Origin of the sequence: Hydrogenophaga sp. SL48, from assembly GCF_021729865.1 — a bacterium.
Taxonomy (GTDB): Bacteria; Pseudomonadota; Gammaproteobacteria; order Burkholderiales; family Burkholderiaceae_C; genus Hydrogenophaga.
Window position 1 is genome coordinate 2314085 of record NZ_CP063400.1, and the last position, 24291, is coordinate 2338375.

General features: G+C 62.2%; 20 protein-coding genes, 2 tRNA genes and 1 pseudogene. 12 read left to right on the forward strand and 11 right to left on the reverse strand.

The window, feature by feature from the left end:
- The first annotated feature begins 27 nt into the window (after nt 1-27).
- Together IM738_RS10990 and IM738_RS10995 are read left to right on the forward strand one after the other, a co-directional pair.
- Nucleotides 28-612, forward strand: a complete 585-nt coding sequence (locus IM738_RS10990; protein WP_236965900.1) for a chromate transporter — start codon at nt 28-30, stop codon at nt 610-612.
- Nucleotides 609-1187: a chromate transporter gene (locus tag IM738_RS10995; protein ID WP_236965901.1), complete on the forward strand. Its 579-nt coding sequence runs from the start codon at nt 609-611 to the stop codon at nt 1185-1187. The genes IM738_RS10990 and IM738_RS10995 overlap by 4 nt, the downstream gene beginning before the upstream one ends.
- On the opposite strand, the gene IM738_RS11000 is transcribed toward IM738_RS10995, so the two are convergent.
- Complete coding sequence (locus IM738_RS11000) at nt 1184-2140, reverse strand: GntR family transcriptional regulator (protein ID WP_236965902.1); 957 nt, start codon at nt 2138-2140, stop codon at nt 1184-1186. The two genes, IM738_RS10995 and IM738_RS11000, sit on opposite strands and share 4 nt — an antisense overlap.
- 223 nt (nt 2141-2363) lie before the next feature.
- Here IM738_RS11000 and IM738_RS11005 point away from each other — a divergent pair, with 223 nt between their 5' ends.
- On the forward strand, nt 2364-3350 hold the full coding sequence (locus IM738_RS11005) for a Bug family tripartite tricarboxylate transporter substrate binding protein (RefSeq protein ID WP_236965903.1): 987 nt from the start codon (nt 2364-2366) through the stop codon (nt 3348-3350).
- Nucleotides 3351-3435: 85 nt separating this feature from the next.
- Here the strand turns inward: IM738_RS11005 and eno are convergent, their stop codons facing one another.
- From eno to IM738_RS11020, 3 genes are read right to left on the reverse strand one after another with little or no spacing between them, the layout of a single operon-like run.
- On the reverse strand, nt 3436-4731 hold the full coding sequence (eno, locus tag IM738_RS11010; RefSeq protein WP_236965904.1) for a phosphopyruvate hydratase: 1296 nt from the start codon (nt 4729-4731) through the stop codon (nt 3436-3438).
- A gap of 3 nt (nt 4732-4734) precedes the next feature.
- Nucleotides 4735-6150 carry a pyruvate kinase gene (gene pyk, locus IM738_RS11015; RefSeq protein WP_236965905.1) on the reverse strand — a complete coding sequence of 472 codons (1416 nt, stop codon included), beginning with the start codon at nt 6148-6150 and terminating at the stop codon, nt 4735-4737.
- 10 nt (nt 6151-6160) lie between these two features.
- Nucleotides 6161-7786 carry an NADP-dependent glyceraldehyde-3-phosphate dehydrogenase gene (locus IM738_RS11020; RefSeq protein WP_236965906.1) on the reverse strand — a complete coding sequence of 542 codons (1626 nt, stop codon included), beginning with the start codon at nt 7784-7786 and terminating at the stop codon, nt 6161-6163.
- A 623-nt stretch (nt 7787-8409) separates the two neighbouring features.
- On the opposite strand from IM738_RS11020, the gene istA reads away from it, so the two are divergent.
- Entirely contained in the window at nt 8410-9930 is a 1521-nt protein-coding gene (istA, locus tag IM738_RS11025; protein WP_236965907.1) for an IS21 family transposase, read from the forward strand.
- On the forward strand, nt 9920-10738 hold the full coding sequence (istB, locus tag IM738_RS11030) for an IS21-like element helper ATPase IstB (RefSeq protein ID WP_015586025.1): 819 nt from the start codon (nt 9920-9922) through the stop codon (nt 10736-10738). Before istA ends, istB begins: the two co-directional genes overlap by 11 nt.
- 202 nt (nt 10739-10940) lie before the next feature.
- On the opposite strand, the pseudogene IM738_RS11035 reads toward istB, so the two are convergent.
- Nucleotides 10941-11267: pseudogene (locus tag IM738_RS11035) on the reverse strand (transposase); the annotation flags it as partial.
- Between the two features lie 271 nt (nt 11268-11538).
- Here IM738_RS11035 and IM738_RS25925 point away from each other — a divergent pair.
- The 7 genes from IM738_RS25925 (at nt 11539) to IM738_RS11065 (ending at nt 19107) form a co-directional block, all read left to right on the forward strand.
- On the forward strand, nt 11539-11673 hold the full coding sequence (locus IM738_RS25925) for a hypothetical protein (protein ID WP_272907854.1): 135 nt from the start codon (nt 11539-11541) through the stop codon (nt 11671-11673).
- A 622-nt stretch (nt 11674-12295) separates the two neighbouring features.
- Complete coding sequence (locus tag IM738_RS11040; protein WP_236965908.1) at nt 12296-12652, forward strand: hypothetical protein; 357 nt, start codon at nt 12296-12298, stop codon at nt 12650-12652.
- On the forward strand, nt 12649-14799 hold the full coding sequence (locus IM738_RS11045) for an AAA family ATPase (protein ID WP_236965909.1): 2151 nt from the start codon (nt 12649-12651) through the stop codon (nt 14797-14799). The genes IM738_RS11040 and IM738_RS11045 overlap by 4 nt, the downstream gene beginning before the upstream one ends.
- A gap of 1442 nt (nt 14800-16241) precedes the next feature.
- A complete protein-coding gene (locus IM738_RS11050) occupies nt 16242-17303 on the forward strand; it encodes a ParM/StbA family protein (RefSeq protein WP_236965910.1) in 1062 nt (353 codons plus the stop codon).
- A 73-nt stretch (nt 17304-17376) separates the two neighbouring features.
- Nucleotides 17377-17679, forward strand: coding sequence for a hypothetical protein (locus IM738_RS11055; RefSeq protein ID WP_236965911.1), 303 nt, complete (start codon nt 17377-17379; stop codon nt 17677-17679).
- Between the two features lie 118 nt (nt 17680-17797).
- Nucleotides 17798-18025, forward strand: a complete 228-nt coding sequence (locus IM738_RS11060) for a DUF4224 domain-containing protein (protein WP_236965912.1) — start codon at nt 17798-17800, stop codon at nt 18023-18025.
- Nucleotides 18026-18051: 26 nt separating this feature from the next.
- Nucleotides 18052-19107, forward strand: a complete 1056-nt coding sequence (locus IM738_RS11065; protein WP_236965913.1) for a tyrosine-type recombinase/integrase — start codon at nt 18052-18054, stop codon at nt 19105-19107.
- A 389-nt stretch (nt 19108-19496) separates the two neighbouring features.
- Here the strand turns inward: IM738_RS11065 and IM738_RS11070 are convergent.
- The 6 genes from IM738_RS11070 to IM738_RS11095 form a co-directional block, all read right to left on the reverse strand.
- Nucleotides 19497-19572: transfer RNA gene (locus tag IM738_RS11070), tRNA-His, on the reverse strand.
- A gap of 52 nt (nt 19573-19624) precedes the next feature.
- Nucleotides 19625-21520, reverse strand: coding sequence for a SurA N-terminal domain-containing protein (locus IM738_RS11075; protein ID WP_236965914.1), 1896 nt, complete (start codon nt 21518-21520; stop codon nt 19625-19627).
- An 84-nt stretch (nt 21521-21604) separates the two neighbouring features.
- Nucleotides 21605-21680, reverse strand: a tRNA-Val gene (locus IM738_RS11080).
- Nucleotides 21681-21703: 23 nt separating this feature from the next.
- A complete protein-coding gene (locus IM738_RS11085; protein WP_077330314.1) occupies nt 21704-21976 on the reverse strand; it encodes an HU family DNA-binding protein in 273 nt (90 codons plus the stop codon).
- A gap of 291 nt (nt 21977-22267) precedes the next feature.
- On the reverse strand, nt 22268-23362 hold the full coding sequence (locus IM738_RS11090; RefSeq protein ID WP_236965915.1) for a tartrate dehydrogenase: 1095 nt from the start codon (nt 23360-23362) through the stop codon (nt 22268-22270).
- 16 nt (nt 23363-23378) lie between these two features.
- Entirely contained in the window at nt 23379-24257 is an 879-nt protein-coding gene (locus IM738_RS11095; protein WP_236965916.1) for an alpha/beta fold hydrolase, read from the reverse strand.
- Nucleotides 24258-24291: the final 34 nt, after the last annotated feature.

Genomic DNA, 24291 nt, shown 5'->3' on the forward strand with positions numbered 1-24291 from the left:
TCCGGGCGGAAATAGATGGAAACTGGAATGCAATTGACAGAAAAACGCCCCGCATCGCGTTCGCAGATGTTTCTGGCCTTCAGCATTTTGTCCATGCAGGGCTTTGGCGGGGTCATGGCCATCGCCCGCCGTGAACTGGTGGAGAAGCGAGGCTGGTTGACGCCGGAACGCTTCCTGGCCGACTGGGCGGTGGCGCACGTGCTGCCCGGCCCCAATGTGGTCAACCTGTCTGTGATGGTGGGCGACCGGTTCTTTGGCTGGACCGGTGCCGTCGTGGCGGTGGCCGGCCTGTTCACTTTTCCTCTGCTTCTGGTCCTGCTGCTGGCCGTGGGCTTTGAGTCCTACGGCTCAATAACCGCTGTCCAGGGTGCCCTCAAAGGCATCGCCGCCGTGGTCACTGCGTTGATCGCCAGCACAGCGGCCAAGATGCTGCCCTCCATGCGTGCGCATCCAGGCGGGCGGCTTTTCTGCCTGTTCTGCGGCATCGTCACGCTGGCACTGGTGCTGGTGCTGCGATGGCCCCTGCCCTGGATCCTGGGCTCCGTGGGTCTGACCGCCTGGGCCTGGACCTATTACCGGCTTGGGGCCCACCCGAAGCCAGGCGCACGATGACCAACGTCCCAGCTTTCGCCTGGAGCGACCTGCCCAGCCTGTGCCTGAACTTCGCCACGCTGTCCCTCATCTCCGTCGGCGGTGGCATGGCCGTGGTGCCTGACATGCACCGATTCCTGGTGCTTGAAAGCCGCTGGCTCACAGCGTCGCAGTTCAGCGACTCCGTGGCCCTGGCGCAGGTTGCGCCGGGCCCCAACATCCTGTTCGTGGCCCTGATGGGCTGGTACGCGTCGTCGCTTTCGCTGGGTGTCTGGGCCGCGCCGCTGGTGGCAACGCTGTGCCTGCTGTGCATGGTGGGCCCCAGCTCTGTACTGGCCTTGTACGCCTCGCGCTGGATGGAGCGGCACCATGAGGTGCGCAGCGTCAAAGCCTTCCACAACGGCCTTGCGCCGGTGGTGGTGGCCCTGCTGTTTTCGTCGGCGGTGTACGTCTACCCCTCCAAGACCATGACCTTGCACGATCTGGCGCTGGCGGTGTTGTGCCTGACGGCGTTCGTGCTGCTGCTCAAAACCCGCATGAACCTGATGCTGCTGTTGGTCGCCGGTGCCACCGCTGGTGCGCTGGGGCTGGTTTAAGCGCCCCGTAGCGGCGCGCTCCGCCGCGGGATCGACCTTTCGGCCTGCCGTGGCTGGGGCGTCACCTCCGGCCCAAGCAAGGCGCGGATTTTTTCCAGATTTCTGATGGTGGCGTTCAGGTGCTCGCTCATCGCGGCCGATGCGTCCATTAGCCGCTCTGCTTCAATCAGATCCAGGATATCCAGGTGCTGCTGGCAGTGCGCCGCGTACCGCACACGGTCCTTCATCGACCGGTACGACAACAGGCGCCGCAGGCGGTGGACCCGACGTACAGCGTCGATGAAAAACGCGTTTCCTGAAGCCTGCACCAAGGCCTCGTGAAACAGCACGCCCCGGTCGTGCAACTCCTCGGGCGTGGCGGTTTCGATGCCACCGTTCAGCAGTCGCCGCTCGGTGGCACGCAGGCGTGCGATCACCTGGGGATCCAGGTGGTAGCCAGGCTCCAGCAAGGCGGCAGGCTCCAGCGCCAGACGCAGCCGGTAGGACTTCAGCAGACTGCCGGGGGTGGTCAGGATGGCACTGAAGTCCCAGCCGTAGCCAGGGCGTTTCTGCATCCACCCTTCATCGGCAATCCGGTGCAGCAGGGTGTGCAGCTGACCGCCTGAGAGGCTGTACCTCGACCTCAGGTCAGCTTCGGTCACCTCGTCGGGCAAGACCCCATTGAGGCGGTCTTCCGCCAGCTGAAAGTACGCCGCGCTCAAGGAGTCGGTCTGCGAGACCTGGAACTCCGTCGCCAGCAACCTGGCGACCCGATCCAACGACGCGGCGAGAAAGAAGCCGCGGTTCGGCTCATGAACCACCACACCCTTTTCTTGCAGCCTGACCAACGCCTGGCTGACCGGGGTGCGCGACACCTTCAGGCGTCCGGCCAATGCGGCCGCCGTCAGGTGAGCCCCCTCGGCCAGCCCCTGATCAAGAACAGCTTCCAGTATCTGGCGCGCGAGCATGTTCATCCTTCATTCGATTGGGAACCGCGGCAGTCGAAGACCAGGCATTGCACCAGAGTAATTCCCGCAACAAAACACGCAAAACCAAGGACATGGGATGAGTGATGGAACGCAAAAAAATTCATAGCTGATACAGACCAAGCATAGGCAGGACCACGGGTTTTCCACATCAGCATTTTGTATTTAATGACTCTAAAATGCAACTTTCAACCCAACAGAAGCACCTACGATGAAGCTCCTATCGCATCCGCTCGCTCGCGCCCTCGGACTCGCACTGGGCATCGCCGCCCTCAGCCCTGCACAAGCGCAGGACTACCCATCCCGCAACGTGACCATCGTCGTGCCCTTCGGCGCAGGTGGCGGCGTGGACATCACCGCCCGCCTGCTGGCCGAGAAGCTGCGCACCACGCTGGGTGGCACGGTCATTGTGGAAAACAAGGCCGGCGGCAGCGGCATGATCGGCGCGCAGGCCGTGACCAAAGCCGCGCCGGACGGCCACACGCTGCTGCTGGGATCGGCCGGTGAAACCGCCATCAACCCCTTCGTCTACAAGGGCCGCATGCAGTACGACCCGACCAAGGATCTGGTGCCAGTCACGCTGGTGGTGCGCGTGCCCAACGTGCTGGTGGTGGCCAACAAGCTGCCGGTGAAGAACACCGAAGAACTGATCGCGCACGCCAAGAAGAACCCGGGCAAGCTGTCCTACTCCACCAGCGGCGTGGGCAACCCGCAACACCTCAACGGCGAACTGCTCGAAGAGCTGGGTGGTGTCTTCATGGTTCACATTCCCTACCGTGGCGCCGCAGCCCAGCTGGTGGACGTGACCTCCGGTCTGGTGGACATGACCTTCGTGAGCTACACGGCGGCCAAGTCCTTCATCCAGGCTGGCAAGGTAAAGCCGATCGCGGTGACCTCACCCACCCGTGCGTCGTTCGCACCCGAGCTGCCCGCCCTGGCCGAGCACAAGCCACTGGCCAAGTACGCCCTGGAAAATTGGTTCGGCCTCTTCGCCCCCGCCGGCACGCCGGACGCCGTGGTTCAGAAGCTCAACGCCGCTGTGACCGCCGCGCTGAAGGACCCCGAGCTGGCCAAGAAGCTGCGTGAACAGGGTGGCGAACCTGCCCCCATGAGCCCGCAGCAATTCAAGGACTTCATCAAGAAGGAGTCCGTTCAGTTCGAACGCATCGTCACCTCCGCCAAGATCACGGCGGAGTGACAAGCCCGGGACCGGGGTGGCTTGGTCGAGCACCTCGGTCGGTTGGAGAACTTCGTTCCCTGAAGCCGAGAAGTGGAAGCCCCGATCAATGCTTCTCGACCGGGATGGGAAAAGCCGCCAGGCCCGCGTACCGGGCCTGAGTGCCCAACTCGTTTTCGATCTGCAGCAGACGGTTGTATTTCGCGACCCGCTCCGAACGGCAAAGCGATCCCGTCTTGATCTGCGTGGCCGCGGTCGCCACAGCCAGGTCGGCGATGGTGACGTCCTCCGTCTCCCCCGAACGGTGGGACACCACCGAAGAGAAGCCGGCAGCGCTGGCCATGTCGATGGCGGCCAGCGTTTCGGTCAGGGTACCGATCTGGTTGGGCTTGATGAGGATCGAGTTGGCCACGCCTTGCTGGATGCCCCGCTCCAAGATGGCGGTGTTGGTCACGAACAGGTCGTCGCCCACCAGTTGCACCTTCTTCCCCAGTCGAGCCGTCAGCAGGGCCCAGCCCGTCCAGTCATCCTCGGCCAGGCCGTCCTCGATCGACACAATCGGGTACTGCCGCACCCAGCTCTCCAGAAAATCGACAAACTGCTCCGAGGTGTACGACTTCTGCTCCGCGGCGAGCGCGTAAACCCCTTTGCTGTAGAACTCCGAACTGGCGACATCCAGACCCAGGAAAACATCCAGCCCAACGCGAAGACCGGTGGTCTCGATGGCGCTCAGGATGGCCTCGATGGCCGCCACGTTGGAGGGCAGGTCAGGCGCAAAGCCGCCTTCATCGCCCACCGCGGTAGAGAGGCCCTTCTTTTTCAGAATGGCTTTGAGCGCATGAAAAATCTCGACGCCCTGGCGCAGCGCTTCCTTGAAAGACGGGGCAGTGGCTGGCAGCACCATGAACTCTTGAACGTCCACGTTGTTGTCGGCGTGGGCACCGCCGTTCAGGATGTTCATCATCGGCACGGGCAGCACGAAGTCCTGTGCAGTCGGGGCCAATGAACGGTACAGCGGCAATTTTTGATCGGCAGCTCTCGCTTTGGCCACCGCCAGAGAAACCGCCAGGATGGCGTTGGCACCCAGCCGGGACTTGTTCGGCGTGCCATCCAGCTCGATCATGGCTTGGTCAATGCCCGCTTGGTCGGTGGCGTCCTTGCCCACGATGGCTTTTGCGATTTCGCCGTTGACGTTGTGCACAGCACCCAGAACGCCTTTGCCCAGGTAGCGAGAAGCGTCCTTGTCCCTGAGCTCAACCGCCTCCCTCGACCCGGTGGAAGCGCCTGAGGGGGACGCCGCAAACCCCGTGACGCCACTGCTGAGTTCGACCTGCGCACCCACGGTGGGGTTGCCACGGGAGTCGATTTGTTCAATGGCGGTGACGCGTTTGATGATGGACATGGTTCAAGCCTTTGCGATGTGAAGATAGTTGGTGGATCCCACCGTTCCAAAAGAAGTACCGGCGGCGACCGCCACCAGATCACCCACGGCAGCCAGCCCCACCTGCCTGGCGAGTTGGCACGCGTTGTCGACGATGTCGGGCACCTGCTCAAGGGACTTCGCAGAGTGCACGGAGCGAACGCCCCATGCGAGGCACAGCCGACGGGCCACACCCAGGTCCGGCGTCACGCTGAGGATGGGCGCGTTCGGCCGTTCACGCGATGCCCTGACACTGGAGGCACCCGAGCGGGTGTAGGTGACGACGCTGGCCAGTGGCAATTCGTCGGCAGCGACCCGAAGGGCGCGACACACCACGTCCGAGACGCTTCTGCCGCTTTCATGTCCCGCCAGCACACGGCCAGACTTGGCAGCGGGGTCCAACTCCACCTCGTTGATGATGCTGTTCATCATCGACACCGCCTCCACGGGATAGGCACCCGATGCAGACTCGGCAGACAGCATCACGGCGTCAGCCCCGTCGTACACGGCAGTGGCCACATCAGACGCCTCAGCCCTGGTGGGGACGGGCGCCTCGATCATCGATTCCAGCATCTGGGTGGCCACGATGACGGGGCGTCCCTGTTCTCGGCAGACCCGGATGATTTCTTTCTGTATGCGGGGCACCCGCTGGGCTGGCAGCTCGACACCCAGGTCGCCGCGCGCCACCATGATGGCGTCTGACAAGGCAACGATCTGGTCGAGCGATTCCAGCGCGGAAGGCTTCTCGATCTTTGCCAGCACCCCCGCGCGTCCCTGAACCAGCGAGCGCAGTTCGGCCATGTCTTCAGGGCGTTGCACAAAGGACAGTGCCACCCAGTCGACCCCCATATCCAGCCCCACCTGCAGGTCCAGCCGATCCTTCTCGGTCAGCGCAGACAGTGGCAGCACCACCTGTGGGACGTTCACCCCTTTGCGATCGGACACCACGCCCCCCGCCACCACCGTGGTCTGGGCATGCTCGTCACTGCAATCCACAACCCGGAGCCGGACCTTGCCGTCGTTGATCAGCAGATCCGTCCCGGGAACCAGGGCCTTGAAGATCTCCGGGTGGGGCATCTGGACCCCGTTCTGGTCACCGATCACCGGCGCCAGGGAGAGGCGAAAACCGTCCCCGGCTTTCAGCGTGACAGGACCCGCTTGAAACACCCCGATCCGAAGTTTGGGACCTTGCAGATCCTGGAGCACGCCGATGGGCCGACCGACCCGGCGCTCGACAGCTCGAATGCGAGCCATGCGAAGCGCGTGCTGTTCATGGGTGCCATGGCTGAAGTTCAGGCGGAAGACATCGGCGCCAGCGTTCAGCAATGCCTCGATGGAGGCCTCGCTGTCGCTGGAAGGCCCCAGGGTGGCCACGATCTTGGCGCGTCTCATGTTGGGCAAAAGCCTCTCCTTAAAAGATGTAGTCGGTGCTGATAAAGGTCGAAGTGCGCTCTCGCAGGATGGTGTCGAGCAGACCCTTGTTCTGGGGGGTGGACTTGGTTGCCACCATGGACCGGATGGAGAAGGCTCGCAAGGCATCGGTGACGGACAGCGTGCCTTCGGCAGAGTCTTTGCGTCCGCCGAACGGGAAGACATCGGGACCGCGTTGGCACTGCGTGTTCAGATTCACCCGGCACACCTGATTGACCAACGGGTCCACCAGCTTGCCGACCTGCACCGGGTCTTGCCCAAAGATGCTGACCTGCTGCCCGTGGTCGGACGTGATGACGTACTCGATGGCTTCGTCCAGATGATCGAACGGCGTGACGGGCACCAATGGCCCGAACTGCTCCTCCCGGTACAGCTTCATGTCTTGCGTGACCGGATAGACCACGGCGGGGAGGAACAAAGTCCCCGCGTACTGGCCGCCGTTCTCGTTGAGCACCTTCGCCCCGAGTCGCTTGGCTTCCTCGAGCGCCTCGGTCATGTACGCGGTTCTGTGGGGACCGGGCAGTGGCGTGATCTGCACACCCGGCTCCCACGGCATCCCCACCTTCAGCGCCGCAACGGCCTGGCTCAGTCGGGTGGTGAATGCATCCGCCACGTTACGGTGTACCAACAGCATCTTCAGTGCCGTGCAGCGCTGGCCGTTGAACGACAAGGCACCCTGTACACACTCGCGGACCGCGACGTCCAGATCGGCATCGGGCAAGACGATCGCTGCGTTCTTGGCGTCCAGCCCCAGAACGGCACGCAAGCGGTGGGACTTCGGATGTTGCTTCTTGAGGTGATCGGCCACTTTGCTCGAACCGATCAATGCCAGCACACTGATCTTTCCCGTCGACAGCATGTGCGGCACCACCAACTGCCCTGGTGCGTAGATGGTGTTCACGACACCGGGCGGAAACGCCGTCCTGAATGCTTCAAGAAGCGGCTGAAAGAGCAACGTTCCGTACTGCGGCGGCTTCAACACCACCGTGTTGCCCATCAACAGCGCAGGAATGAGCGTGCAGAAGGTTTCGTTCAGCGGGTAGTTGTACGGTCCCATGCACAACACCACACCCAGAGGCGTGCGCCGGATCTGGCCGATCGTTCCCTCGACATGGGTGAACCTGGAGTTGGCGTTGTCTTGGTCCTTCAAGGCGGATAGCGTGGCCTCGATGTACTCCACCGTCCGATCAAACTCCTTGTAAGAGTCCTGAAGGCTCTTACCGATCTCCCACATCAGCAACTGCACGATCTCTTCGCGCTTGGCGAGCATCTGGTTGACGAAGTCCTGCATGCAGGCGATTCGCCGGGCGACCGACATCGTGGGCCACAACCCGAGACCTCGATCAAATGCGTTGGAAGCAGCCTCCAGGACCGCATCTGCCTGCTCAATCCCCATCTCCGGGTAGCTACCCAGCTCAACCTGACGCAGCGTGCCATCGGCTTCCCGCACACAGACGGGCGACAACACCTTCCTGGAGGCACCAGTCCATTCGGCCAAGGCTCCGTTCACCAGGTAGCTGGTCTGGTGGATGGTCTCAGGGGCACGGACGCTGGCGGGCATGTCCCCGGCCGCGGGGAACCGGCTCACGATCTCATTTGCGCTCATTGCTTCGACTCCAGTAGAACCCGGTGAACAAGTGAGCCAACGGATCTTTCAGCCAGCACCAGGGTGCTGGCCAGCAAAATCTGGCCGCCTCACTTTGTATTAGTTACTTCCATGGTACATTTTTATTCAGGGTTGAACGGTTCCAAAGTTACAAGCTGGTTTCCAAAGATGGGACGACCTGCACCAGGTGCTCTGCCTTGCGCTGTTGAATGGCCTGCCCGGTGAGCAGCGAGGCCGTGTGATAGCTCGCAAGGAATTCGCGCGACACGGGCGCTGGTAGCAGCTGTTTTGGTTTTTTCGGGGTTGGCCGCATCTGTGACTCGTCAGAGCGATCCTGGAGCCCGCTCTAGGCCGTAATTGGGGCCTTCTGCGACCGCCAAAGGGCCTATGCGCCCAACAACTGCATCGCTTTCTTGGCCCGCTCGAAGCCCAGGATGCTCAGAACGCGTTTGTAGTTGTATGCCAAGACGCTCAAGCTCATCTCGATTGCCACGTTCTGGATGCCTCGGTGTTGACGCCGACCGAAAACTGACCATCTGAAGGCGGGAGTGCCGCTTCAAAATTGACCAGGGTGTATCACGCGACTGCTGAATTTTTTGGCAGGAGCAAACGAGGTGATCACCATGGACATGATTGGCAAGGTCAGGCGCATGAAGATGCGCGATGGGGTCTCGATCAGCGAGATCTCGAGGAAGACGGGTTTGGCCAGGAACACCGTCAAGAAGTGGCTGAAGGCGCCGGCGGCGATGGAGCCGCGGTATGAGCGGGCACAGAAGGTGGGCAAGCTCTCGGCGTTCGAGGCGACGCTGGTGGCGGCGCTCAAGACGGATGCCCACCGAGCTCGGGATCAGCGGCGCACGGCGCGTGCGCTGTTTGTGCAGATCCAGGCCCAAGGCTACCGGGGCGGCTACAGCGCGGTGACGGACTTCATCCGGGCGTGGCGACAGGACTCGGGCAAGGACACCACGAAGGCGTTTGTGCCGCTGAGCTTCGAGCTGGGCGAGGCGTTCCAGTTTGACTGGAGCGAAGAAGGCATCGTGGTGGGCGGGGTGTACCACCAGGCGCAGGTGGCGCACCTGAAGCTGTGCGCCTCGCGCGCGTTCTGGCTGGTGGCGTACCCCAGCCAGGGGCACGAGATGCTGTTTGACGCGCACACGAGGTCGTTTGCGGCGCTCGGCGGCGTGGCTCGCCGGGGCATCTACGACAACATGAAGACGGCGGTGGACAAGGTCAAGAAGGGCAAGGGCCGGGTGGTCAATGCCCGGTTTGCGGCCATGTGCAGCCACTACCTGTTCGATGCGGACTTCTGCAACGTGGCCTCGGGCTGGGAGAAAGGGGTGGTGGAGAAGAACGTGCAGGACAGCCGGCGACGGGTGTGGCTGGAAGCGCGAGAGCGCAAGTTCACCAGCTTTGCCGAACTCAACGCGTGGCTGGCCGAACGCTGCAAGGCGGTGTGGGCGGACACGCCGCACCCGCAGCACCGGGAGCTGAGCATCGCCGAGGTGCTGCAGCTCGAGCGCGAGCACCTCATGGGCATGCCAGCGCCGTTTGACGGCTACGTGGAGCGCCCTGCGCGGGTCAGCAGCACCTGCCTGGTAACGGTGGCGCGCAACCGCTACTCGGTGCCCTGCGAGTGGGCCGGGCACATGGTGAGCACGCGGCTGTATCCCGGCCGCGTGGACGTGGTCGCTGGGGACGCGCTGGTGGCCAGCCACGAGCGGGTGCTCAACCGGGGGCAGACGGTGTTCGACTGGCAGCACTACATCGAGCTGGTGCAGCGCAAGCCCGGGGCACTGAGGAACGGCGCACCGTTTGCCGATATGCCCCGGCCGCTGGCGCAACTGCGTCATGCCCTGATGCGCCACACCGGTGGTGACCGGGTGCTCTCGGAGGTGCTGGCCCTGGTGCCTACGGCAGGGCTGGACACGCTGCTGGTGGCGGTGGAACTGGTGCTCGAACACGCCACGCCCAGCGGACACATCAGCGTGGAGCACGTGCGCAACGTGCTGGCGCGCCTGAGTGATCCGCAGCGTCCGCCACCGGCGGACACGGCCCTGGCGCTGCGCGAGGCGCCACGTGCCGACACCCACCGCTACGACCGGCTGCGCGCCGCCGACGCCCAGGAGGCTGGCCATGCGAACTGAGATTGCCAGCGAACTCAAGAGCTTGCGGCTGTACGGCATGGCCAGCGCCTGGGATGATCTGCTGGGGCAAGGGGAGACGGCGGCGCTGCAGAGTGCACGCTGGCTGCTGGAGCACCTGCTGCAGGCCGAAGGGGTGGACCGGGCGATGCGTTCGGTGTCCTACCAGATGAAGGCGGCACGATTCCCCATGCACCGGGATCTGGCCGGCTTCGACTTCGAGGCCTCGGCGGTGGAGCGGGTGCTGGTCAGTCAGCTGGCCAGCCTCGCGTTCACCGACCAAGCCCACAACGTGGTGCTGATCGGTGGCCCTGGCACGGGCAAGACGCACCTGGCCAGCGCGCTGGGCATTGCGGCCATCACCCAGCACGGCAAACGGGTGCGCTTCTACTCCACGGTCGATCTGGTCAATGCGCTGGAGCAGGAGAAAGCCCAGGGGCGTGCGGGGCGCATCGCTGCCAGCCTGCTGCATGTGGACCTGCTCATCCTCGATGAGTTGGGCTATCTGCCGTTCAGCCAGGCCGGCGGGGCGCTGCTGTTCCACCTGCTCAGCCGGCTGTACGAGCACACCAGCGTGATGATCACGACCAACCTGGCGTTTGCCGAGTGGTCCAGCGTGTTCGGCGACGCGAAGATGACCACGGCCCTGCTTGACAGGCTGACACACCACTGCCACATCGTAGAGACGGGCAACGAGTCCTACCGGTTCCGCCACAGCTCAGCGCAGGTCAAGGCCAAGGGCAAAGCACGTGAGCAGGCACGAGACAAAGGCAAGTCGGCTCTCCAGGCCACTACGCCCGAGCCATTCTGAATTACCTGGCCGCCAGCAGGCTGCTGCGGGCTACGCCCTTCGCAGCTGGCTTGCGGCCATGCACAACGCAGCAAGAAGGAGATTCAAGAAGCAGCGATGACCGTATAGTTATCCACAACCGGGCATCAAAAAACCCGGTGCAGGCCCCTGGTCAAAATTCAATCGGCACGCCTGGTCAGATTTGAATCGGCGCCAACATGCCTCGGGTCAGGAAGTGCGTCCATCCCATCCAGTGCTTGAGGTTGTCGAAGACATGTTCGACGGTGCTCTTGCGCACCGTCATGGCGTTGGGCATCCGGTCCAGCCGTTGCTGGACCTTGTCCATGACTTCCTCATGCTCCCATCGCCTGATGCGTCGGTACTCGCTCGTTGTGCATTGAGCCTTCATCGGACAGACAGGGCAGGCACTGGACCAATAGATGCTGATCTGAAGCCCACTCTCTTCTCGACCAAAGCGGTGGATCGCCCGCTGCCCCGCCGGGCATTGGTATTCGTCGGCGCCAGCGATGTAGATGAAGTGGGAAGACGTAGTTCGATGACCGCTTACGCTCAGATAACGTAGGCACGCAAGTTTCCGATGCGCTTGGTCGTTCACTGACGCACAGGCAGCTCAGAAGACCCAACGCAACCGCCCCATCACCACTCAGGGCACGACCGTCCTGGCCAACGCCCCCTGGGGCCTGTGAAGATCAGATACTGATCCTCTGCGCTTCAGCTCCAATCTGGTCTAAAGCACCTTGCAGACGACCCGGGACAAGACCACAATGTGTTTTCACTGGATACCTTGAGAGGAATCTTTCATGAGGACTGCCGATTTTCGCAGGATATGGAACGACAGCATTCGCATGTTTTTTGCGCCGCTCGTCGGTGCGGTGTCAGGCGCGGTGAGGGAGTTCCAGCGAGTGCACCGCGAGGTCGATCTCAATCGCCATTGATCGATTGATCAGAAAACGGACTGACGCCACCCACGCCATTCCACAGCGCAACCCACGCCGCAAAGAGTCCCCAAGGGCTCCGCGCCAGACCGAGCACGGTCAGGTCGAGTGCGAGTACGACGTTCGTGCCTATGAGGACCGGCCGGCCTCCTCAGCAACGACTAGCCTTGTCAGCGTACCGGTCGCTGAGCGCCCAGGACATAGGGAATGCCATAGAGGATGGCCTTGAATGGCACGAGCGACGAGCGGCAGGGGCGAACGGCTTCAGGAGGCGTTCCACGACCTCCCCAGCCAACGGCAACCGTCGAACGGTGGCGCTTGCCAGCCGGTCAGATCCAGGAGCTTTGCCACCGAAGGGTCCCCGTGGTGTTGCCAAGGCGGGAACAGCCGCACATGGCCGTAGTCGACGACGTTGGTGCCGACGGTTGAGGCCGCTTCGAGGACCAAGAACGGGATACCGCGCTCGATGAGCCTGGCAGCAGCGGCCAGACCGACAGGGCAGCGAGCTGTCGAAGTGGACGAAGTGAGCGCGGTCGGATTCACGGTGTCAGGACACGATCAACGCAGCTGGGTCCCCGATCCGCCAATTTGACATTGACCGCCTGTGTTCTATGTTGTTTGCATGAACTCAAGCTTCAAAACACTGCTGATCACCGTCACCTGGACGGGCTTCACGCTACTGTGGATCAACCACAGTCGCAATCCTCTCGACCGCATCCTGAACGGCTCAGGCACCAAGGACCGGATCCTGCAGATGTGCTCCTCCAGCAAGGACTGCTCGTCCGTGAGGTTCGACCGCCTCTCCAGCTTTTTCTACCCACTGCAGCCTGTGCATTGCACGATTCATGTTCGAGGCACCGGCACAGCGGTCGCTGATGTTGAGCGCATCCTTGACCGGTCGATCAATGGCTACGAGCGCAAATTTTTCACCGTCACCGCTGATCGTGGCGCTTCGAAACCCAAGGGGGGTGCGGCATGACGCTGAGCGATCTTCAACAACGGCACGCCCAGCAGATGGGTCTCCGAATCGCGCGACTGGCGCTGCTCTTGGGTGCTGTCTACGTCGGCCTCCAGTTTTCGGGCTGGGTGGATTCACTGGGGTACGTGGCCTACACCGTGTTCCTGGGCATCCTGCCCACCATGATGCTGCTGATGACCGCCCGGTACTGGGCAGGCTTTTTCGTCGCCATGGTGGCCCGCACCGATGCGGCCTACTGGAAGGTGGTTCGCGCCATGGAACACCTGATGACGGTCGGCGTGGTCGTGATGGGGTTCTTCCTGGGCTATGCCTACCGGGTCACCACGTTCCAGAAGTCCTCATTGCTCTGGATGCTGATGCCAGTTCTCACGCTGCTATTTTTCCTGTCGATCGCCCGAGCGGTGCAGGAGTCGGCCATATACGGGCCGCGCGGCGTGGTCCTTGGCCGAGGCCTTTTGGCCTCTCCTCGTACCCAGCAGGGAGACACAGCAGGGCTGGAAGATGCTGCCCCCGTATTCCCCTCTTCCTACCCAATGATCGGTCTGGACGGGCTCGCAGGGATGGCGGAGCTCAAAGCGCAGCTTCGCACCACCATCACGCCCTTTTCGGCCTACCGCACGAAGGCCGGCCCCATCGCTGACCGCAACGGTATCCTGCTGTACGGCCCCCCAGGCAACGGCAAGACGGTGTTCGCACAGGCCATCGCCGGCGAGCTGGGTTTGCGCTTCATGAAGCTGGCTGTCTCCGACCTCGTGACCAAGTGGGTCAACGGCACCCCGGAGATCCTCAAAGAGCTTTTCGCACAGGCCCAGAAGGAACCGACTCTCCTCTTCTTCGACGAGTTCGACGCCATCGCGACCAGCCGCGGCGGCGACCGCAACGTGCACCACGAGGACAAGAAGGCCGTCAACGCGCTGCTGGCCCTGATCGACGAAGCCCGCAAGCACCGGACCGTTCTCATTGCGGCCACGAACTACCCGGACAACCTGGATGCTGCCATCGTGCGCGACGGTCGTTTCGACTTCCGGATCGAGATCCCCTACCCCGATGCAGCCGCGCGAACCGCCATCATCCGTGGGCTGTGCGCCAAGCACCAGATCACGGCCGAGCAGGAGGTCATCGAGAAGGTGGCAGCACTCTGGGAGCGCCGCTCGGTCGCATTCATCGAAAGCACGATCAAGCGTCTGCGCGATAACGGGCACGGTGTTCGCGGGACGAGCACCTCGCTGGTCGACTTCAAGCTGGCCGCGCGTGAGGCCAGCCGGCGCACCAGCGCAATCCCCAGGGAGGGGGCCAAGGTCAGCGAGCTGGTGCTCCCCTCTTCGGTTCAGGTCGAGGTGGCATCCCTCCTCCATCGTCTGCGCAACTGGGAGACCATCGCTGAGCGGGGTGGAGAGACGCCATCCGGAGTACTGCTGTACGGCCCCCCTGGGACCGGCAAGACCCAACTCGTGCGAGCGCTGGCCCGCGAGCTGGGTGACTGGCACGTCTTTGAGGTCAACACCAACGACGTGCTGCGCGACCCACGCAAGTTCAGAACCCTGGTCGATCAGGCTGCGGACCATCGCCCTGCGTTCGTGTTCTTGGACGAGGCAGATGAACTGCTGCGCGACCGGTCCATGTCGCACACGCCCGGCGCGACCAACGAGATCCTCAAATCCATGGACGGCCTCATGGGAAGGGTACCGGAGCTGGTGTTCGTGGCCGCCACCAACAGCCCCGAGGCCCTCGACGCGGCAGCCGTCCGTGGTGGACGCTTCGCAGAGAAGATCCTGCTCCCCCTGCTCAGCGGCGACGACCTGACGGTATTTCTGGTGGCTGAGTTCGACAGGCGCAAGAACGTTCGTTTTTCCGACACTGTGACACCCAACTCGCTGGCGGAGTTGTTCGTCTCGATCGCGCCAGCGGACGCCCTGTCCATACTGCGGAAGGCGGTCAACTACACCCTATCGTCTGACCAAGGGCGCCCCGTGGATATCAGCGACGTGGAGCGGGCATGGAAGTCCGTCTGTCCTCAAGATGAACGCCCCTGCGTCGAACAATCACCGGACAAATTTGTCCGCAAAGTTGCGGTGGACCCCAAGTGGCACGACCCGGACCTCGACTACTCACAAAAATCTGACGAAAAACACCGGCACTGTACTTAAACAAATTCGTTTTAACCACGAGGCTGTACCTTCACCTCGTAGCCCCCTGTCCTCACGGTTCCAGGGTTGGACTGGCGTGCCGAAGCACTCTCCAATTCCAGCAGGACATATCGCTGCCCGCGCGCATGCGTACCCCTCCGTGAGGAGGGTTGGGAGACGCATGGCTCCCTCATTGTTTGCCAGGTGGCGTTACCCACCCGATCAACACGTTCTCAGACGTGTCTACCCATTCTCACGACCGATATCCCTCTATCAAGAAGGCTGTCTCGGGCGCCCAGTGCAACCTGGCAGGGCTCCTGATGCTCGTTGTTGTTACTGGCGACAACCACAGTCAAAACACCGACTTTCCCACTGTCAGTATTCCATTCTGTAGGCTCTCAGCCACTTAGTTTTTCTCGCAAGTCGTTGATTTCAAATACGTTTCCACAGCGTTTTTGACACTCTGTATGGATCTATTCTTGAAATCTGTGTGGCTGAGGTAGTCCTGCGAAGCCGCGATGGCTCCAAAAAAAGGCCGGCGTGGGAGCCGGACGCGAGAACTCAGCCTGTTGACCATGGTGGTCATTCAGATCCTCCCGCAGAAAGCGGCGTTGGTGATCTGTGCCCTCGAGGGCGTGCGCGAAGTCTAGCAAGGTTTTGGCGTCCACGGATTGCCCGAATGCTCTGGTTTCGCAGCGAGCATTCGTTTCAAAAACGCTATGTGGCTTTGGGAGACTCGTTTTCGGAATCAGCGCCGAAACCCTGCACTCCAGCACGAAAGTCGGCAACCCAAAACGAAACCAAGCACACCAATGCCGCTTCAAGGCTATCAACTCCGAAACCCTGCACTGGCTAACGAAAGTCAGCACTCCAGCACGAAAGTCTGCATTTTTTGGACAGCCAAGTGAAACTTCGAATCACCTTTGTCAAAGATGAAATTGGGCTCCAACCTGTCTTTTTGAGATTGGCATGCCTTCCAGATGAGGGCGATCGCGCCCGGGCCGTCCGCGCTGCGCTGCGCTATCGATGCTCCATGAGACGGCGAGCATGCCTAGGTGGTTTCTCTCCCTTCCTGAAACCACAGGCGCGCTCCCCAGATCGTTCACCGTGCGAGTTGTACTGCTCGGCTCGGACCCATCACTGCGTCCCGTGATTGAGCAGCTGGCGCGCATGCCAGATGTCGAGCGGGCCAGCTGGATCAAAACCTGATGGCCCGAAGTCTTGGTCGCGGGCCCAGCGGTTTAGACCCTCATCCCGCCGCTATCCCAATCGAGTCCGTGAACAGGCTTTCTTCCTACGCCCCATCTCCTACGGTGGAGTCTCAGAGTGGGGACACCGCCCCTTCGGACATTCCAGCCACCAGCGACGCGGCCAGGACAAAGCTCTTCAAGAACGCACTGAAGGCCTTCGACCTCGATCTTCTACAGAACTCTCCTACCTAACTCCAAAAGGACACAATTTTCATGAAAGCGCGTACCGTCATTGCCATCGATATTGGCTACGGCAACACCAAGGTCGTCTGGAGCCACAGCCTGGACAAGCAGGGGCGCTCCCGTTGGGGCGAGATCTGCTTTCGGTCGATCACGCCCAACGTGGTGGTCAACGAAGAGTCGGCAGGCCTCGCCAGTCAACCGGATCGCATCCTGATCGAGCACAACGGTCAGGCCTACTACGCCGGCCCAGCGGCCACCATGGGCGTCGAGGCCCGCTTCCTCGATCCGAACTACATCGAGACCGACCAGCACGAGGTTCTCCTGCGAACGAGCATCCACCTGGCGATGCGCGAGCTCGGGCACTTCACCAACACCATCGACCTGATGGTTGTTGGCCTGCCCGTGAGCGGCTTCACCAACCGCGGTCGCAGGCTGCACGAGATCGCCATGCAGGCGCGACCCATCCCCGTACCCAAACACCTGGTGCACACCACTTCTGGTGCATCAAGCATCGAGGTCAAGGCGTTGCAATGCCTTGTGCTGCCCCAGCCCTTCGGTGGACTGAGGGCCGCTGGTCAGAATGCATCTCCAGATGACCCCATCTACCAACCCGGGAAGCTCACCATGCTGATCGATCCGGGGTATCGAACGCTGGACTGGTTCGTCAGCAACGGTATGTCCCCTGAACTGAAGCTGAGCGGGTCTTTCGACGGCGGGGTCTCCAACATCCTTCGTACCGTCAGCCAACAGGTCGGGTTCGACCACGGGACCGGCAGCCTTGAATTCGATCAGGTTGAAGAAGGTCTGAGCACCGGAAAGATCAACCTCGGATTCAAGGTGATCGACATGGCGCCCTATCAGAAGCTGGCCGTCGACGCGGCCAAGCGCGAGATTGCAGCGTTCCTGGGTCGTATCGACATGAACAAGGCACGGCTCAGTCGAGTGTTGCTGGCGGGTGGTGGTGCGAAGCTCTATGAGAAAGCTCTGCAGGATCGCTTGCCCGGCTACACGATTGAATGCATGTCCGACAGCGTGATGTCCAATGCGCGCGGTTACTGGCTTGCGGGTTGCGATCAGCTGGCCTCAACTTGACTCCGTGGCTTTTTGCATCAAGATGGATTCGACTCTTCCATGAACACACTTCAATCTCAAAGGGAAACCGAACATGACCATGCAACATCACAAGACCGAAACGGAACGCCTGATCGAGGACCCCCAGATGGCGAGTCTGGTCAAGCAACCTCTGACGGTACGGAGCATCCTTCTCACCTCTCTGATCCAGGCAGTGATCGGGGCGGTACTGGTCAACACGGTGGACTTCAGCGGGGACTTCCGCTGGCTGGCTCGCCTTGGCCTCATGCTGATGTTCTTTGGAGTGGCCGGGACCCTGATGTACAGCGCGGATCTGATGAAGATGGAACGCCGAAATCGGGACCTGAGCGAGGCGCGGCAGCAAGACAAGCGTTGACTTTATGAATCAGTGGCTATTGTGGGTGAGCTCAGAAACGGATCATTTGCGAAAAGGGGTCTGCGATACGCTCCATTCGCACGTCCACGAACGTATCACCCCGGCAAACTGGTCTCTCATGACCACCCGCCCCGACCTCAGTGACGAGGAAGTCGATGCCATCTGCAGCGGCCTCACCCAGAACTTAGCCAAGTGCCGCTATTTGCGCAGCCTGGGGTTACGCGTCGAGCGGCGACCGAACGGGCGTCCATTGGTTGCACGAACAGAATGGGAACGTCGCCTCGTCAGCTATTACACCGAGCCACTCGCTGGCCGCAACACTCCGAAATGGAAAGTGGCGGCATGAGTTCAGTTGAATAGGAGCAACCCAGCATGCCACGCCCCAGAGATCGACGCAGCACAGAGGGCCTGCTGCCGCGCATGGAGGCGCGGCCATGGAACGACGGAAAGACCGTCACCTATCGCTTCCACCCGGTCGCCGGAAAGCCGATGAATCTTGGCACCGACAAAATCGCTGCGATCCGCAAGGTCCTTGACCTGAACGGCCAAGGCGACAGCTACGGAACCCTGCGATGGGTGTGGGAGCAATACCAGAAGGCGCCTCGGTGGCTTAAGCTGGCCGATGCCTCCCGCACTGACTACGCCTCGGCCTGGAAGCAGATCGATGCGGTGCTGGGTCATCTGCAGATCTCTGCAATCGACTCGACCACCGTCGCTAGGTACGTGCACGTTGAGCGGGTCAAATCGCCCCGGCGGGCCGACATCGAAAAGTCTCTGATGTCCCGTTTGTTCGGCCACGGGATCAAGCTGGGTGTGTGCACCGTCAACGCCACAATCGGCGTGGAACCACATGGGAGCGAGCCACGCGACAAGGCTCCCGACACAAAGGTGCTGGCCAAGTTCTTGGAATGGCTGCAGCGCCAGACACCACAACGCCAGATCATTGGGATGATGGCTGAATACGCCAGCCTGGCCGGCAACCGCCGCGTGGAGTTCCTGGACCTGTCATGGCCCCAGATCGACGAAGCAGCCAAGGTGGTGCGGACGAAGCGTGCCAAACAGCGCGGTAAGAAGCGCGGCGAGGTGATCGAACTGGTGGCAATCACGCCGACACTCCAGGCGCTGATTGACCGCCTGAAGGTGGTTCGGGCCGCTCGCGGGGTTGACTGCCTCTATGTGTTCCCGTCGCGAGGAAACAACGCATACACCGACCGAGGGTTCAAAACACTGTGGCAGCGGTGCGTTCTCAAGGCCATCGAGGACAAGGTGATGACGGCAGAGGACCGATTCACCTTCCACGACCTGCGCGCCCACTACACCACGGAACACAAGGCTGAGCATGGCCTGCTTCCAGATCTGCACGCCAACCCCGCTACAACGGCGCGGGTGTATGACCGCACGAAGGTGGTCAGGCGGCAGGCACTGTGACCGTACCCTTTGTCAGACCAACTGTTTCTCTTGTCATGCTCTCATTCTTGTCCTGAATACGCCCCGGACCGCAGAAGGAAACCTTCAGCACCCTATTGGGCCAGTCCTTCCAAGCATGCCTGGTGGCGTGAAGGTACTTCGCAAGATAGGTGTGCTTGTATGTGGAAACCCAAGAACAAACTCCTTGGCTCTCGGGCCCTCTTTCGAGGCCAAGCTCGTCGGGGCACTGATCAATCCAAACTGAATCAACCAACTTAGCGTTTTTCAGTTGATCCCCTGTTGTGCTGTTTCATCGCGCACACCTAAACAGGATATTCCCACGGTGGGAATTTTCTATGGACTAGAAACGACGAAGCCCGGTCGAAACCGGGCTAAGTACTTGATCTATATGGGGTGGCTGATGGGGCTCGAACCCACGACAACAGGAATCACAATCCTGGACTCTACCAACTGAGCTACAGCCACCGCAAGCCTCGCATTATAGCGCGAAGCTTTCGACATTCGAACGCGATCTGCTTCAAAGTGCAGGCTCGGGCACCAAAATCTTGACCTTGAAGCGTTCCTTGAGCAGCTCGTAGTGGGCCAGGGTCTCGGCCGCAGTCCACCACTGGGCGTACTGCTGCACCTCCTGGTTTTGCGCGGCAGGGGCGGCGCGGGGTAACAGCTTCTCCACTTTCACGATGGCATAACCCTGTTGGCCAAGATCCACGCCGGCCCAGGCAGGCAGTTGTTTGGCATCGGCGCTCAGCGCCGCCTTGAGCACCGGCGCGGCCAGACCCTGCGGGTTGTCGCGGCTCACGACCACAGACGCCGGGAGGGCCGTGGCATCAGAACCGGCCCGCAAGGCCGCCAGCTTCTTGACACCCTCTTCCTTCGCAAGCTGGGCCGCACGCTGGGCCACCAGGCGTGCACGCACGCTGTCGCGGACCTCGGCCAGAGGCAGCGTGCGCGCAGGCGTGTGTTGAACCACACGCGCCGCCGTGAGCTGACCGGAAGCGGTTTCGATGGCTTCGGTGTTGCGCTTGTTCTGCACCGACTCGGGCGCGAACAGCGCCGCCAGCAAGCGTTCATTGGCCAGCACGCCGCTGCCCTGCACCGGCTCGCGCGTCAGGCCCTTGGCAGTGCGCAGTTCCAGCTTGAGGCTGTCGGCCGCCGGCTTGAGACTGTCGGCCTGCTCGTAGACCAGGTTACCGAAGTTGTCGGCGTTTTCAGCGAACAGCTTCTGTCCTTGCTGCTTTTTCAGATCGGCTTCGATCTGGGGCCGCATCTCTTCAAAGCTGCGCTGTTTGGGTGCCTTGATATCGGTGAGCTGGATGATGTGAAAACCGAAATCGGTTTCGACCACATCGGAGATTGCGCCTTTGGCCATCGCGAAAACCACGTCTTCAAAAGGCTTCACCATCGCACCGCGACCAAAGAACTCCAGATCACCGCCCTTGTTGGCAGAGCCGGGGTCCTGCGATTCGGCTTTGGCCACGGCGGCAAAGGTCTCGGGCGCCTTGCGCAGCTGTTCCAGCAGGGCCTGCGCCTTGGCGCGGATCTTCTCTCGCTCAGCAGCCGGTGCGCTCTTCGGTGCGTTCAACAGGATGTGGCTCGCGCGGCGCTCTTCGTCGCCCGACAACAGCGCCATGTTTTCCTTGTAATAGGCCCGCAGTGCATCTTCGTTGAGCGTGACGCTCTGCGCCAGTCCGGCCGCGTCCAGCACCAGGTACTCCACGTCGATCAGCTCCGGCGCCTGGAACAAGGCCTGGTTGTCTTTGTAGAACTGCTCGATCTCCGCGTCGGTGGGCACGACCTTGGCAGCATGGTCGCTGGCGGCCAAGGGCAGCACCCGAACCTCGCGGCGTTCGAAGAACGCATTGAGGGACACCTGGGCCAGCGCTGGTGGAGCGAAGCCGGAGGATTGCACACCGCCCGTGACCTGCCGCACCGAGAGATCGGAGCGCACGCGGGCCTCGAAGCCTTCCGGCGTCAGGCCTTGACGGGCGACCAGCTGCCGGTAACCCTCCACGTCCAGCGAGCCGTCGGGCTTGCGCAGCGCGGCGATGCTGGGGTCTTCCTGCAGCGCCCGAGCCAGGCGCTGGTCGCTCGTGAAGAGGTGGTCTTTCTGGGCCGCCACCGCCAGCACGCGGTCGCGAACCAGGCGTTCCAGGGATGCATAGCGAGCGCCATCGCTGTCCAGCAGCTTGGCATCGATGTTGGGCATGGATTCGCGGAGCCGCTGCGCCTCGACCTTGTGGGCCTGGTCCCACTCGGCCTTGCTGATGTCCTGACCATCCACCGTGGCCACCGTTTCGCCGCTCTGGTTGCCGTCAGTGAAGCCCTGAATGCCGAACAGCACGAAGGACGGGATGATCAAGATCAGCAGGAAGCCCATCAGGTACTTCTTGTGATTGCGGATGGAATCGAACATGCCTGGAATCCTGCAAATCAAACGAACGCCGACACCGGAGTGTCGACAACAAAAAAGGCGAACCCGAGTTCGCCTTCTTGATGGTGGTGGGTGCTGACGGGGTCGAACCGCCGACCTACGCCTTGTAAGGGCGCCGCTCTACCGACTGAGCTAAGCACCCCACCGGAAAACTTCAGACACGCTTCAGTTCAGCGCATCTTTCAGGGCCTTGCCCGGACGGAACTTCGGCACCTTGGCGGCCTTGATTTTAATCTCTTCGCCGGTGCGGGGGTTGCGACCCTTGCGAGCCGGGCGCTTGGTCACGGCAAAAGAACCAAAACCCACCAGCGACACGGTGCCGCCTTTTTTGAGCGTGGTGCGAATGGCGGTGATGGTGGAATCCAGCGCACGGGTGGCGGCGGCCTTGGAAATGTCGGCGTGCTTGGCGATGTGCTCGACGAGTTCTGTTTTGTTCACAAATAGCCCCTCTTAAAGTGGTGAAAAGTCCGTTCAAACAAGCCTCCAGCCTCGGGATGCTCGCATCCCGGGCAAAAAGCCTGATGTTTCTGGTTGGATCGTGAGACGCATTGGTCGGTGCTCGCCGCCACATGCGCATCTTCATTAGACCCACCGGCCTGCACCCCTGTCAATACGGCGGTCTCGGCTTTGCTCAACGATGGCCAGAAGGGCGAGATTCTATGCGGATTCCACACCACCTCCCCTGCGCCAATGTGACTGGAGCCACCTGCCGTCACCGCCTCGTGAGGTTCAACCGAGCAGGGCACCGGCGATGGCCAGGCCGACATCGGAGGTACCGGCGGTGCCACCCAGATCGCGGGTGCGGGGTGCACCGCTGCCAGGTTGCAGCGTCGCCTCGATCGCCCGCATCACCGCGTCGTGTGCATCGCGGTAGCCCAGGTGATCCAGCATCATCGCGCCGCACCAGATCTGCCCGATCGGGTTGGCGATCCCCTGGCCGGCAATGTCCGGCGCGGAGCCGTGCACCGGCTCGAACAGCGAGGGGTGTTTGCGGTCGGGGTTGAGGTTGGCGCTGGGCGCGATGCCGATGGTGCCGGTGCAGGCCGGCCCCAGGTCGGACAGGATGTCGCCAAACAGGTTGCTGCCCACCACCACGTCGAAGAAGTCGGGGCGCTGCACGAAGTGTGCAGTGAGGATGTCGATGTGGAACTTGTCCACCGTCACGTCCGGGTACTGTTTCGCCATCTCGGCCACGCGCTCGTCCCAGTAGGGCATGGTGATTGCGATGCCGTTGCTCTTGGTGGCGCTGGTCAGGTGTTTCTTGGGCCGCGAGCGCGCCACCTCGAACGCGTAGCGCAGCACACGGTCCACGCCGATGCGCGACATCACTGTTTCCTGCACCACGATCTCGCGTTCGGTGCCGGCGTACATGCGCCCGCCGATGCTGGAATATTCACCTTCGGTGTTCTCGCGCACGATCACCATGTCGATCTCGCCGGGCTGGCGCGGGCTGCCGTCGCGTCGCACCACCGGTGCGGTCACGCCGGGCATGAGCTTGGCAGGACGGATATTGACGTACTGGTCGAACTCGCGGCGGAACATCAGCAGCGAACCCCAGAGCGACACATGGTCGGGCACCTTGTCAGGCCAGCCCACGGCACCAAAGTAGATCGCATCGTGTCCGCCGATCTGCTCCTTCCAGTTGTCGGGCAGCATCTGGCCGTGCTTCTCGAAATAGTCGCAGCTCGAAAAGTCGAAGTGGTCGAACTGCAGCGGGATGTTGAACTTCGAGGCCGCGGCCTCCATCACGCGGATGCCCTCGGGCATGACCTCGGTGCCGATGCCGTCGCCGGCGATGACCGCGATGCGGTGGGTGGTGCTCATGGGATGCTCCTCTGGATCAAGGGGTGAAAAAAGTGAGGGCCTCGGCGATCACCCGCTCGGGCAACTCTTCAGCGATGTAGTGGCCACACGGCAGTGCCTGGCCCGACACATGGTCGGCGCGTTCGCGCCACAGCGACAGCACATCGAAGCAACGCCCCACCGCGCCGTGTTGGCCCCAGAGCACGCGCAGCGGCTGCATCAGGCGGTGGCCAGCGGCCACATCGGCTCGGTCGTGGGCCAGATCGATGCCCGCGCTGGCGCGGTAGTCCTCGCAGATCGACGTGGCGGTGCCGGGCAGCCCGGCACAGCGCTGGTATTCGGCGAGCGCAGCCGGATCGAACGGCGCCAGACCCGCGTGGCGGCTGCCCATCACGCTGCGCACGTAGCGCTCCGGGTCGGAAGCGATCAGGGCTTCGGGCAACGGCGGCGGCTGGATCAGGAAGAACCAGTGCCAGTAGGCGCGTGCGAAGTCGTCGGAGGTCTGTGCGTACATGGCCAGCGTGGGCGCGATGTCGAGCAGCATCAGCCGCTGCACCGCCTGCGGGTGGTCGGCCGCCAGCCGGTGCGCCACGCGGGCACCACGGTCGTGGGCCAGCACGCCGAAACGGTCGTAGCCGTGCTGCGCCATCACGGCCAGCGCGTCCAACGCCATCTCGCGCTTGCTGTGCGCGGTGTGCGCCGCATCAGGTTCAGGGCGGGACGAGTCGCCGTAACCCCGCAGGTCCATCAGCACCACGGTGAAGTGCTCGGCCAATGCGGGCGCCACCCGGTGCCACATGGCCTGGGTCTGCGGATGGCCATGCAACAGCAGCAGCGGCGCCCCTTCACCAGCGATGCGGGTGTGCAGGTGCACGCCCTCGCGGATCACGGAGTGGATCTGAAAGCCGTTGAACATGGGCGCAAGCTTAGCCCTCATTAAGGCAATAATC